The following is a 12,675-nucleotide window of genomic DNA, read 5'->3' as shown; positions in this document are numbered from 1 at the left end:
AAGGAGGATGAACGATGAGCAAGATTGATTATTTCAAAGAACTCAACTATCGACTGCGCGGACTTCCAGAGAAGGAGCGCCAAAATATATTGTCTGTCTACGAGGAATTGTTCCAAAAAGCGATTGAGAACGGCAAACACGAGGATGAGGTGGCACAATCGCTAGGTTATCCGCGAATTCCTAACTGGGACGCACAGAAAGATGCCTCAACGGTCAGCCACCCGGAGTCTGCAAAAAGTGCAAAACAGGAGTCAATTCCTCAAGCTCCTATACCACCTAAAGCGCCTCAAACACCTCCAACACCTAAAGCACATCAAGCACATCAAGCTCCTCAGGCTCCTCAAGCACCAAAAGCTCCACCGCTTGAGAAAGTATATACAAAACCCGAGCCAGCGGCACCAAAGCAGGCACCAGAAGCCGGTGGCTATACACCTCCTTCCTATACGCCGCCGCCTTATGAAAATCCTTATTACGCACAGCAACCTCCTTACCCTTATCCGGCTAAGCAGGAAACAGGGCTGAAGGCGATTATCGTCAGCATTGCGCTCGGCTTTTTCAACCTCCTGTTCGTTGTTGGCCCATGGTTCGGTATCTTGGTAGCATTAATTGCCTTATTCGCTTCGGGCTTTGCACTAATCGTCGCTCCGATCGCCGGTATGCTTGGCAGCTTTATGGAGCACGTAGGCAGTGATCTGCAGTTCATTGGTTTTGCCATGTTGGCATGCTTCGGGTTAGGCGTCATTCTCACTACACTCAGTACTTGGCTGTTCCAACTATTTTTCAAAATCACCCGGGCGTACATCCAGTTCAATGCCAAATTAATTAAGGGGGCTTAAGCCGTGAAAAGCAGATATAAATTTTTCTTAATAACCGGCTTTACCTGCCTGGCCGTTGGACTCATCGGTGCGGCTGTTTCGTTCAAAACCTTAGACTTGAATGCAGGCGTCTCCAACATTAATATCGAGAAGAAGATCGCTGCGGCAAATATCGACACTCTCATCCTTCAAAACGATGACTCGAGCATCACTTTCGTCCCAACAAACGGCGATGAAATTAAAGTACGCCTAGTCGGTACGGTGCGGGAAGCTAACGCGAATGAATGCACGATTGACGCAGCCACAGAAGGAAGCAATGTATGGCGGGTTGATGTTTGCACGAAAGAAAAAGATCGCATCAATTTTGGTTTTGACATCACCGAACTCAAAAATTTGATTGCCGGCCGCGGCTTTGGGCTCAAAACTGAAGTCTCCCTACCGGATAAAATGTACAAAGCCATCACCGTGACTTCCGATACAGGTAATATCAACTTCAATGATCTCAAATCTGAGAAGTTAACAGCCAACACGGATACAGGCAACATTTCACTTGACCGCTATGAAGGCAAACAATTGAATCTTCAAGCGGATACGGGGAATATTCACATCCAAGAAGGACAAGGCGAGGTCAAGATCAAGACAGATACAGGTGGCATCACGGCAAAATTAAGCGATATCGGCGATTCAGTCTCCCTTGAATCCGACACAGGCAGTGTCCGCCTTACACTTGAGCCTACGCCTAAAAATGTGAGCTTCGATCTAAGCGCCGATACGGGCAGCGCCAATCTGGAAGTGCCTGGTCTTACTGTAGATCGGGAAGACCATCACTCAGCCAAAGGTACCCTCGGGGATGGCAGCAAAAAAGTGAAAATTCGCGTCGACACCGGGTATATCTCGGTTACGGGCAGATAAACAGCAAAAAGCCTTCAATGTCATCCATACGGATGACGTTGAAGGCTTTTTTATACTTAAACTTATTTGCTCTTCTCCAAATAGGTTTGCAACCACTCATTGGATTGCGCCAACACTTGCTCGGCGCGGGCAATAGCTTCCGATACTTGATTGCTTGCCGTTCCGCCGTATACATTACGTGCATTCACGACTTGTTCCGGCTGCAGCACGGCATAAATATCGGACTCAAACAGCGTTGAGAACGTTTTGAACTCCTCGATGCTCATATCGAGTAAGTATTTTTTGTTCTGGATGCAATACAGCACCGTTTTGCCGATAACTTCGTGAGCTTGACGGAATGGCAGCCCCTTGTTAACAAGGTAATCGGCGATGTCCGTAGCGTTCGAGAAGTCCTGGTTCACGGCTTGTCTCATCCGATCCGTGTTCACTTTCATGGTAGCGACCATTGGAGCGAACAGTTGAAGCGCGCCTTGCAGCGTACGAACTGTATCGAACATGCCTTCCTTATCTTCCTGCATGTCCTTGTTATACGCCAGCGGCAGCGACTTCAGCACGGTCATCAGACCGAACAAGTTGCCGTAGACGCGGCCTGTTTTGCCGCGGACGAGCTCCGCCACGTCCGGGTTTTTCTTCTGCGGCATGATGGAGCTGCCGGTGCAGAAAGCATCATCGAGTTCAACGAACGCGAACTCGGTGGAAGACCAGAGCACCATTTCCTCGCTGAAGCGAGAAAGGTGCATCATGATCATGGACGCGTTAGAGAGGAACTCCAAGATGAAATCGCGGTCGCTGACCGCATCCAGGGAGTTCTCGTATACGCGTCCGAACCCGAGCTGCTCCGCCACGAAATGGCGGTCGATCGGGAACGTCGTGCCGGCTAGCGCGCCAGCGCCCAGCGGCAGGATGTCTACGCGCTTGTAGCTGTCCTGCAAGCGCTCAAGGTCACGCTGGAACATGCTGACATAAGCCATCATGTGGTGGGCGAACAGAATCGGCTGCGCACGCTGAAGATGCGTATATCCCGGGATAATCGTATCGATGTTTTTCTTCGCTTGATCAAGAAGAGCTTCCTGCAGCTTGATAAGGTGTCCAACGAACTCGACTACCCGTTTGCGCAGGTACAGATGCATGTCCGTCGCCACCTGATCGTTACGGCTGCGGCCCGTATGCAGCTTGCCGCCAACAGGACCGATCAAATCGATCAGCGTTTTTTCGATATTCATGTGAATATCTTCATTCTGAATCGTGTACTCCAGCTCGCCGCGGCGAATCATGCCTTGAACCGCGTAGAGGCCATCCTTGATTTTCTCGACATCATCCGCAGGAAGAATGCCACATTTGCCAAGCATCGTCACGTGCGCCAAGCTGCCTTGAATATCTTCCTCCGCAAGCTCCTTATCAAACATAATTGATGCTGTATATTCTTCAACCAATTGGTCGGTTTGCTTCGTAAATCGTCCACCCCATAGTTTTGACACGTGCATCCACTCCTCTCTATTTTACAGCCCAAAGGCTTTCCACGAGGGAAAGCCCGGTTTCATAGCCTATGTTAACTTACTTCTTAGCGTTTTGCTCAACACCCGAAGATACTTTCAAACGAAGGGCGTTCAAGTGAATGAAGCCAGTCGCATCGCCTTGATCGTAAGCTTTCGTCGGATCAGCTTCCATTGTCGCAATATCCGGATTGTACAAGGATACCGGACTTTTCACGCCAGCTCCGATAACGTTGCCTTTGTACAATTTCAAACGAACTGTACCGGATACGTTCTTTTGGCTTTCTGTAACAAGCGCTTGAATCGCCAAACGCTCTGGAGCGAACCAGAAACCGTTGTATACAAGGCTTGCATATTTGGAGATCAGAGAGTCACGAAGATGCATCACATCGCGGTCCATCGTCAAGGACTCCATTTTGCGGTGAGCCGTGAACAGGATCGTACCGCCTGGCGTTTCGTACACGCCGCGGCTCTTCATGCCGACGAAGCGGTTTTCTACCATATCTACACGGCCGATACCATGCTTGCCGCCGATTTCATTCAATGTTTCCATCACTTGAAGCGGCGTCAATTTCGCACCGTTGATCGCAACGCAGTCGCCTTTTTCAAACTCAAGTTCAATGTATTCGGCTTGGTCTGGCGCATCCTCAGGGTCAACGCTCAGCACGAACATATCTTTGTTGGATGTAGCGGATGGATCAAACCAAGGATCCTCCAGCATGCCGCTTTCGAAGGAGATGTGCAGCAAGTTGCGGTCTGTCGAATACGGCTTCGCAGCGGATGCCGTTACCGGAATGCCATGTTTCTCGGCATATGCGATCATTTCAGCGCGGCCCGGGAACTGCTCGCGGAATTCTTCCAAACGCCAAGGCGCAATCACCGAAATCTCAGGAGCAAGCGCCGCAGCTGTTAGTTCGAAACGCACTTGGTCGTTTCCTTTGCCGGTTGCACCATGTGCAATCGCCGTTGCGCCTTCTGCGCGTGCGATTTCAACCATGCGCTTCGCAATCAAAGGACGCGCAATGCTCGTACCGAGCAGATATTGCCCCTCGTACAAAGCCGCTGCTTGGAACATCGGGTTGATGAAGTCCTTCGCGAACTCGTCGCGCAGGTCGTCGATGTAGATTTTGGAGGCGCCGGTTGCGAGCGCTTTTTCTTCCAGACCGTCGAGCTCATCCTTTTGCCCGATATCTGCCGTGAACGCGATGATTTCAGCGTCGTAAGTCTCTTTAAGCCATTTCAAAATTACCGAAGTATCCAACCCGCCGGAATAGGCGAGCACGATTTTTTCCTTAGCCATGTCTACTAATCTCTCCGTTTCCTCTATCTATTTATTATATCATGGTCGCGGCCATAATAGCCTTTTGCGCATGAAGACGATTCTCTGCTTGGTCGAAAATAATGGAATGTGCGCCGTCAATGACACCTTCGCTCACTTCTTCCCCGCGGTGTGCAGGCAGGCAGTGCATGAACAAGTAATCCGATTTGGCGTACTTCACCAGATCTTTGTTGATTTGGTAGTTTTTAAAAGCAATCTCCCGCTCCTGCTGCTCAGCCTCGAAGCCCATGCTCGCCCATACATCCGTGTAGACGATGTCCGCATTTTCAATCGCTTCGCGAGGATCGCGTGTCAGAAGTACACTGCCGCCGTAATGCGCAGCATTTTCCTTGGAATTCTGAATCACTTCCTGATCAGGATCATACCCCTCAGGAGAAGCAATCGCGAAGTCCATCCCCAATTTGCTTGCCCCCACCATTAAGGAATGCACCATGTTGTTGCCGTCCCCGATGTAAGCTACTTTAATGCCTTTGAGACGGCCCTTTTTCTCAAGAACAGTCTGATAATCCGCCATCACTTGGCAAGGATGCGCATAATCCGTCAGGCCGTTAATAACCGGAACCGTCGCTCCACGCGCAAGATCGATCACTTTACGGTGTTCGTACGTGCGAATCATAATGCCATCAAGGTAACGGGACAGCGTTTGTGCCGTATCCCAAACCGTTTCACCGCGTCCAAGCTGCAGGTCGTTTTTGCTCAAAAATAATGCCTGACCTCCCAGTTGGTACATCCCCACTTCAAACGAAACACGCGTACGCGTAGAGGATTTCTCGAAAATCATCCCGAGTGTCTTGCCGGCAAGCACAGCATGAGGCTCTCTAGCCTTTTGCTTACGCTTAAGCTCGATCCCGTAGTGAATTAAGTATTCGATTTCTTCCGGTGTATAGTCAGCCAAAGCAAGGAAATCTTTGCCCTTCAATTGGGCAGCCATTTCTTCTTGTAAGGTAATATTCATTTCATTCAACCTCTCTCCTGTTACTTCCCTAGATGCTGCTGATCGTAGATGCCTTCTCTGCAAGGACCGCGCACAGCACATCCAGCCCTTGATCCAAATCTTCTTGCGGTATATTTAAGGCCGGCACTAAACGAATAACGTTTGGTCCAGCTGGAATAACGAGCACGCCTTTTTTATGAATTTCACTAATCATTTCACCTGAAGGTTGCGTGCACTCAATCCCGATCAAAAGCCCGATACCGCGAATTTTCGCGATTAGCGGATTGCCGGCAAGCTTGCTTTCCAGCTTCTTGATCGTATACTCCCCTAACTCTGCTGCGCGTTCCGGCAGCTTTTGGGCAAGAATCGTATCCACAGCCGCAAAACCTGCAGCCGTCGCAATCGGCGTTCCGCCAAATGTCGAACCATGACTGCCAGCGCTAAAACCTTCAGCAAGGAAAGCTTTCCCCAGCATAGCCCCAATCGGGAATCCGCCGCCCAGCCCTTTGGCCAATGTGAAAATGTCAGGTTCAACACCATAGTGTTCGTAGGCAAAAAGCTTGCCCGTACGCCCTACGCCCGTTTGGATTTCATCCGCTATCAAAAGCAGGCCTTCCTGTTTGCACAGCTCTGCCAATTGCTTCACGAATTCCGGATCAGCCGGCAATACGCCGCCTTCCCCTTGTACCATCTCCAACATGATCGCGCATGTTTTGTCATTCACAAGACTGCGAACAGCCTCGATATCATTATAAGGCGCATATACGAAGCCCTCAGGAAGCGGATGGAAGCCTTCCTTCACTTTGTCTTGACCTGTAGCGGTCAATGTCGCCAGCGTCCGTCCGTGGAATGACATGTTGAACGTAATAATCTCGTACCGACCGTTGTTCAGCACCTTTTGGTTGTAGCGACGCGCCAGCTTGATTGCGGCCTCATTCGCTTCTGCTCCTGTGGAACAGAAAAATACAGCATCCGCACAGCTGTTAGCCGTAAGTAAGGAAGCTAGTTTTTCCTGGTTCGGAATATGGAAAAGGTTGCTGACATGCCATAGCTGATCAAGCTGCTGCACAAGCTGCTCCTTCACTTCTTTAGGCGCATGTCCGAGGTTCGCTACCGCAATTCCGCTCATCAAATCGATGTACTCCTTGCCTGTATCATCCCATAGTCGGCTGCCCTCCCCCTTCACCAGCGTAATTGGATATCTGGCGTACGTTGGAAAGAGCGAGCTTTTACCCGTTTCACTCATGTACATTCCCTCCTTAATAGTGTTATCGTACAATTCTTGTACCGATTCCCGTGCCCTTCAGCACTTTGCTAAGCACATTCGGCTCCGCTCCATTCACAATCACAACTTCCTGCACCTTGCCTTGAATGCAAGCGATCGCTGCGCGAACTTTCGGAATCATACCGCCGTAAATGTCTCCACTTGCAATCATTTCTTCGATCTCAGCAACACTCACAACCGGCAGCACCTGTTTCTCACCGTCTACGGTCTTCATGATGCCAGGTACGTCCGTCACGACAACCATTTGTTCCACGCCAAGGTGGGAGGCCACCGCGCCAGCTGCCGTATCCGCGTTAATATTGTAACGCTGTCCGCCATCTTCACCAAGCCCAACCGGCGCAATAACCGGAATGTAGCCCATATTCACGATGCCTTGGATCAGCTCCGCGTTCACTTTCGTCACATCGCCGACTAAACCAACCTCGTGGCTGTTCGCCACCGGCTTAGCTTCAATTAAATGTCCATCCACACCGGACAAACCTAGCGCTGCTGCGCCTGTCAATTGAATACGGCGTACGATCTCTTTGTTGATCTGGCCGGAAAGCACCATCTCTACAACGTCGAGCACCGCTTCGTTCGTCACTCGCAGGCCGTTCACGAAACCGGACTCGATGCCCAGCTTCCCAAGCGTTTCTGAAATGGCAGGGCCGCCGCCGTGAACGATAACCGTTACGATGCCTTCCTCCTGAAGGTGACGCATATCTTCAAAAAAGCTGGCAGGCAGCGCCGCAAGCGTGCTGCCTCCGCATTTCATCACAAAGCAATTGTTCTTCACTGCGTTCGGTCCCCTTCTTATGTGCGGTAAGCCGCGTTAATGCGCACGTAATCATATGTCAAATCGCAGCCCCAGCCCGTTGCCTTGCCAGTGCCCATATGTAAATTCACATGAATTTGAATGGTATCTGTTTTCAAATAAGCCAGTGCCGCTTCCTCATCAAACTTCACCGGACGCGATTGTTCCAGCACTGCGATATCGCCCAAGCGAATATCGACTGTGTTCACATTCACCGGCTGTCCCGAGTAGCCTACAGCCGCAATGATTCGGCCCCAGTTCGCGTCAGCGCCGTAAACAGCGGACTTCACGAGGCTCGATCCGATGATTGACTTCACGATCTTGCGAGCTGCTTCGTCGCTTTCCGCGCCGATAACCGTCGTCTCAATCAGCTTCGTTGCGCCCTCGCCGTCGCGTGCAATCGCCTTGGCCAAATACTCGCCAACGTATTGGAAACCTGCTGCGAATGCTTCCCAATCCGGATGCTCCGGAGTCAGTGTCTCGCCGCCAGCCAAACCGCTAGCCATCACCACGACCATGTCGTTGGTGGATGTATCGCCGTCAACAGTAATCATGTTGAAGGTGTTATCTGTGATCCTGCTAAGCAGCTGCTGCAGGTATTCGCTTTCGATCGGTGCGTCGGTTGTCATGAAACCGAGCATCGTCGCCATGTTCGGGTGAATCATCCCCGAACCTTTGGCTGCACCGGCAATGTGAACCTCTTTGCCGCCAACAACAAGACGGACACACGTCATCTTCTGCACAAGATCCGTTGTCAGGATCGCCTGGCAGAAGTCTTCGCCTCCGTCTAGCTTAATGCGCTGCGGCAGCTGCTCGATGCCTGCCAGCACTTTACCCATCGGCAGAAGCTCGCCGATTACGCCCGTGCTCGTCACGCCGACTTGATGCTCAGCTACGCCTAGCGCCTTCGCGCTGGCTGCACGCATCGCATATGCGTCGTCCTCGCCTTGCTGGCCGGTGCACGCGTTGGCGTTGCCGCTGTTCACGATCATGGCCTGCAGCTTGCCGCCTTGAGCGATGCTTTCTTGCGTCACGCGCAGCGGTGCCGCTTGGAACGCGTTCAGCGTGTACACGCCTGCCGCTGCCGCCGGCACATCACATACGATTGCGCCTAGGTCAAAGCGCTCCGTCTTCTTTAATCCACAGTGCAGGCCGCCTGCACGAAAGCCTTTCGGTGTCGTTACTGTGCCCTCAGGCACCACCGTGAAACTAACTGTATCCAACATCCTCGTCTCCTCACATGTTCCGCTTCTTATGGATATACCGGTGCGAACAGCAATCCGGTCGTTTCTTCCCAACCGTACATCAAATTCAAGTTTTGAATGGCCTGCCCGGCAGCGCCTTTCACGACATTATCAATAACGGAAACAATCGTCACGCGACCCGTCCGCTCATCCACGGAAAAACCAATATCACAATAATTAGAACCGTATACTTCCTTCGTTGAAGGGAACTTGCCTTCTTGACGAATCCGTACAAACTTCCGGCCCTCATAGAATTGACGGTAGAGTTCAATAAAATCAGCAGCCGTATGCTCACCATTGACGGTTGCGTACATCGTGGACATAATTCCACGCGTCATTGGCACAAGATGTGTCGTGAATGTCGTCACAACCGGCTTACCCGCTACACGGCTAAGTGCTTGCTCAATTTCCGGAATATGCTGGTGTTTATTCACTTTATACACATTCAAATTCTCATTGACTTCCGCGTAGTGCACGCCCAGGTTAACGCCTCGTCCTGCACCGGATACGCCCGATTTGGCATCAATGATAATCGTAGACGGATCAATCCAACCTGCTTTTACAGCAGGGATTAGCCCCAAAAGCGTTGCTGTTGGGTAACAGCCAGGATTTGCGATCAGATCGCTGCCTTTGACTTCGTCCCCGAATACTTCAGACAAAGCATAGATCGACTTCGCCAACATTTCCTCGGAAGCCGGCTTCTTTTTGTACCATTTTTCATAATCGCTGCTTGATTTCAATCTCAAATCCCCGGAAATATCAATAACCTTCAGGCCGGCAGCCAATAGTTTCGGTGAAAGCTCAGCACTTACGCCCGCTGGTGTTGCCAGGAACACGACATCGGATTTACTAGCAATAAGATCAACATCGAGTTGATCCAAAATATCAACAACCACTTCCTGCAAATGTGGAAAATGATCAGCAAGCGGAGCACCCGCATTCGAGGTCGAGATGACCGAAGTGATTTTCACAAGAGGATGCGCCTGCAAAAGGCGAATAACCTCCGCGCCACCGTACCCTGTAGCCCCAATAATAGCCGCTCTAACGATTTGACTCATATGAATTCCCCCGTTACTCCGAAAATATATGTATGATTATACAGTCATATACATAATAATTCAATGAATTTTTTTCACCAGTTTTCTCCGTTTTCATCCGTTTGGATCCGATATGAATCAAGGGTTTCCCCGGCTTTTCAACAAAAATCTTACGTTGAGTTTCTCGCAGTCGTTTGGACGAAAAAAATTCATAATATGCATAGACGTTTTGTTCATTCACGAACAGTTATATTATCCCAAATAAATTGATGGACAAGCAACATTTTTTTATGGTGATCTGTGACTCTTTTGAGGCTGCGCTAGTCAGTGACTGCGTTTTCTTGCACAGCTGAAGCTGCAGTCTTGGAGATTGGCGGTTCTAGATCATTCTATGTTGTACTTTATACATCATTATCGCTACATTTGAGGACTAGTCTTCCCCCTCATTGTACTTTGTGCAACCATTTTAGCTAAAAGGGGCTGATTACAGTGCTTTTTAACCGAAATGATTGCACTTTATACAAGATAGGACCGGGCTTTATCCAGAATTCGTTGCCATGTTGCACAAAATACAACAACTAAGCTGCCTTATCGATATCCATACGCCGTAGTCCATCCATGCAAAAAAGACGTGCCTAAGCACGTCTTCCTCCCATTTGGCAGCCGCCAAGCTTCTAAGCATGCCGCTTAAAACCCTCACCCAGCACCTCATTCGTTTCGCTCAAAATGACAAACGCCTGCGGGTCCACCGACTGGACCAGCGTTTTCAATCGACTGACCTCGTTCTGCTTCACGACAACCATCATCACATTCCGGGATTCCCCGGTAAAACCGCCAGACCCGTTAAGCTCGGTCAACCCGCGATCCAAATCAAACAAAATAGCTTTGCGAATCGCATCCGAATGGTCAGAAATAATGAAAGCTACTTTTGCGTAGTTGAAGCCGACTTGCACGATATCAATCGTTTTGGTCGTCACGAATAAGCCGATCATTCCGTACAGCGCATTCTCCGGTGTGAACACTAGCGCTGATGTGATAATCACCAGGCCATCAAATACCGCAACTGAGAATCCTAAACTTAATCCCGTGTACTTATGTAAAATTTGCGCGGCCAACCCAAGCCCGCCTGTCGATCCACGTCCGCGAAAAACAATCCCTAGTCCTAGCCCGACACCAATTCCGCCATAAACGGCAGCGAGCAAAGGATTGTGTGTCGGCACGCCTATATGGCTGGTCACCAGGACGCATAGCGGAAATATGACCGAACCAACTGCAGCCTTCACACCGAAGTGCCCTCCCAGCAACCATAAGGCTAAAAGGAAAATTGGAATGTTCAGCGCCCATTGGGTGATAGCGGGATTTAAACCTGAAAGGTGTTGAATGATGGTCGAAATGCCCGAAACCCCGCCGGTGGCAATTTGGTTCGGGTTCAAAAAGCAGTTAAAGCTTGCTGCCATGACCAATGACCCTATAACTAGCAAAGAATATTCAAATACGGTATGTGCAGGACTTCCTATCCGTATCAGTGGTTCTCTTCTGGCCACGATAGGCCTCCTCTCACAAAAAATCCTACACCTGTTAGGTGTAGGATGATCGTCAATTGCTTCTGTTATGCGTTTCACTTTGCCACCAAGGACAAAACATCAACTATTCCGCGTTGTCCGGCTTGCGAATCTGATGACGCAGGTAGGCGTCAATGAACATATCCAGATCCCCGTCCATAACAGCGCCGACGTTCCCGGTCTCGGCCGATGTCCTGTGGTCTTTCACCATGCTGTACGGATGAAAAACATAAGAACGAATTTGGCTTCCCCAGCCAATTTCGGACTGTTCGCCGCGAATTTCAGCCAAATGCTTCATTTGCGCTTCGATTTTCTTCTCATACAGCTTGGAACGCAGCATTTTCATTGCTTTCTCGCGGTTCTTGATTTGCGAACGCTCCTGCTGACAGCTCACCACGACCCCAGTCGGTACGTGCGTAATCCGCACAGCCGAATCCGTGGTGTTGATGTGCTGACCGCCGGCGCCGCTCGCCCGATACGTATCGATTTTGAGATCCTCCGTACGGATCTCAACTTCCGTATCGTCCTCGATCTCAGGCATGATATCGCATGACACGAAGGATGTGTGGCGTCTGCCTGAGGCATCAAACGGCGAAATCCGCACGAGCCGGTGCACGCCCTTCTCCGCCTTCAAGTAGCCATAGGCGTTGAAGCCCGTGATCTGCAGCGTGACACTCTTCACGCCGGCTTCGTCGCCGGGCAAATAGTCGAGCACCTCGACTTTGTAGCCCTGCTTCTCCGCCCAGCGGCGGTACATGCGCAGCAGCATCTCCGCCCAGTCCTGCGACTCCGTGCCGCCGGCCCCTGGATGCAGCTCTAGAATCGCATTCAGCCTATCATACGGCTGATTCAGCAACAGGCCAAGCTCGAAGCTTTCGAGCTTGGTCTTTAAGGCCGCGATGCCTTTCTCAATGTCAGCCACCAGGCCGGCATCGCTTTCCTCTTCCTCGAGCTCGACCATGACCTGCAGGTCGTCAAACTCGTTCGTGAAGCCCTGAAACTGATCCACAACGCTTTTGATCGCGTTGAGCTCAGAGATGGTCTTCTGGGCGCGTTCGTTATCGTCCCAGAAGTCCGGCGCCCCCATTTTTTCCTCAAAATCGCCGATCGCTTCCAGCTTATGATCTAAGTCAAAGAGACCCCCGTAATTCGGTTAGTCGCTTTGCTGTTTCTCTTAAATCTTGTTTCACTTCTGGTTCCAGCATGTCTTACACCTCTTTATTCTCTTGTGCCTTTGCTAACCGGATCGCGTCAGCTTCGC

11 protein-coding genes are annotated in these 12,675 nt (G+C 50.5%); 2 read left to right on the top strand and 9 right to left on the bottom strand.

All coding sequences use genetic code 11. The annotated features are described in order from the left end of the window. Positions 1-14: 14 nt before the first annotated feature. Positions 15-836: an HAAS signaling domain-containing protein gene (locus AC3WTJ_RS34550; RefSeq protein ID WP_492525987.1), complete on the top strand. Its 822-nt coding sequence runs from the start codon at positions 15-17 to the stop codon at positions 834-836. 3 nt (positions 837-839) lie between these two features. Then, the gene (locus tag AC3WTJ_RS34545) at positions 840-1,727 is read left to right on the top strand and encodes a DUF4097 family beta strand repeat-containing protein (RefSeq protein ID WP_492525985.1); all 888 of its coding nucleotides are present in this window, start codon (positions 840-842) and stop codon (positions 1,725-1,727) included. 62 nt (positions 1,728-1,789) lie between these two features. Here the strand turns inward: AC3WTJ_RS34545 and argH are convergent, their stop codons facing one another. From argH to prfB, 9 genes are all read right to left on the bottom strand, one after another. Then, entirely contained in the window at positions 1,790-3,205 is a 1,416-nt protein-coding gene (gene argH / locus AC3WTJ_RS34540) for an argininosuccinate lyase (protein ID WP_407870149.1), read from the bottom strand. A 76-nt stretch (positions 3,206-3,281) separates the two neighbouring features. Then, a complete protein-coding gene (locus tag AC3WTJ_RS34535; protein ID WP_492525983.1) occupies positions 3,282-4,520 on the bottom strand; it encodes an argininosuccinate synthase in 1,239 nt (412 codons plus the stop codon). Between the two features lie 34 nt (positions 4,521-4,554). Further along, positions 4,555-5,514, bottom strand: coding sequence for an ornithine carbamoyltransferase (gene argF / locus AC3WTJ_RS34530; RefSeq protein WP_492525981.1), 960 nt, complete (start codon positions 5,512-5,514; stop codon positions 4,555-4,557). 28 nt (positions 5,515-5,542) lie between these two features. Continuing rightward, complete coding sequence (gene argD, locus AC3WTJ_RS34525) at positions 5,543-6,739, bottom strand: acetylornithine transaminase (protein WP_492525979.1); 1,197 nt, start codon at positions 6,737-6,739, stop codon at positions 5,543-5,545. Positions 6,740-6,761: 22 nt separating this feature from the next. Continuing rightward, on the bottom strand, positions 6,762-7,532 hold the full coding sequence (gene argB, locus AC3WTJ_RS34520; protein WP_492526035.1) for an acetylglutamate kinase: 771 nt from the start codon (positions 7,530-7,532) through the stop codon (positions 6,762-6,764). A gap of 38 nt (positions 7,533-7,570) precedes the next feature. Further along, positions 7,571-8,797: a bifunctional glutamate N-acetyltransferase/amino-acid acetyltransferase ArgJ gene (argJ, locus tag AC3WTJ_RS34515; RefSeq protein ID WP_127453298.1), complete on the bottom strand. Its 1,227-nt coding sequence runs from the start codon at positions 8,795-8,797 to the stop codon at positions 7,571-7,573. A gap of 26 nt (positions 8,798-8,823) precedes the next feature. After that, positions 8,824-9,873 (bottom strand): N-acetyl-gamma-glutamyl-phosphate reductase, encoded by a 1,050-nt coding sequence (argC, locus tag AC3WTJ_RS34510; protein WP_492525976.1) that lies wholly within the window; start codon positions 9,871-9,873, stop codon positions 8,824-8,826. A 653-nt stretch (positions 9,874-10,526) separates the two neighbouring features. Next, positions 10,527-11,399, bottom strand: a complete 873-nt coding sequence (locus AC3WTJ_RS34505; RefSeq protein WP_492526033.1) for a YitT family protein — start codon at positions 11,397-11,399, stop codon at positions 10,527-10,529. A 100-nt stretch (positions 11,400-11,499) separates the two neighbouring features. Beyond that, positions 11,500-12,619 (bottom strand): peptide chain release factor 2 gene (gene prfB / locus AC3WTJ_RS34500; RefSeq protein ID WP_492525974.1). Its coding sequence is split into 2 segments (ribosomal slippage): positions 11,500-12,546 and positions 12,548-12,619, totalling 1,119 coding nucleotides; the frame shifts between segments, so codons are not numbered across the junction. Positions 12,620-12,675 lie beyond the last annotated feature (56 nt).

The sequence above is a fragment of the Paenibacillus sp. FW101-FHT12H11 genome (genome assembly GCF_058790355.1).
Note: the sequence above shows the minus strand (reverse complement) of the source record. Positions and strands in the feature narration are given on the sequence as shown.

Bases quoted from the DNA above. Each gene is read 5' to 3' on its own strand.
- argF (WP_492525981.1), bottom strand. From the start codon at position 5,514: ATGAATATTACCTTACAAGAAGAAATGGCTGCCCAATTGAAGGGCAAA.
- argB (WP_492526035.1), bottom strand. From the start codon at position 7,532: ATGAAATGCGGAGGCAGCACGCTTGCGGCGCTGCCTGCCAGCTTTTTT.
- argJ (WP_127453298.1), bottom strand. From the start codon at position 8,797: ATGTTGGATACAGTTAGTTTCACGGTGGTGCCTGAGGGCACAGTAACG.
- AC3WTJ_RS34550 (WP_492525987.1), top strand. From the start codon at position 15: ATGAGCAAGATTGATTATTTCAAAGAACTCAACTATCGACTGCGCGGA.
- argD (WP_492525979.1), bottom strand. From the start codon at position 6,739: ATGAGTGAAACGGGTAAAAGCTCGCTCTTTCCAACGTACGCCAGATAT.
- AC3WTJ_RS34535 (WP_492525983.1), bottom strand. From the start codon at position 4,520: ATGGCTAAGGAAAAAATCGTGCTCGCCTATTCCGGCGGGTTGGATACT.
- argC (WP_492525976.1), bottom strand. From the start codon at position 9,873: ATGAGTCAAATCGTTAGAGCGGCTATTATTGGGGCTACAGGGTACGGT.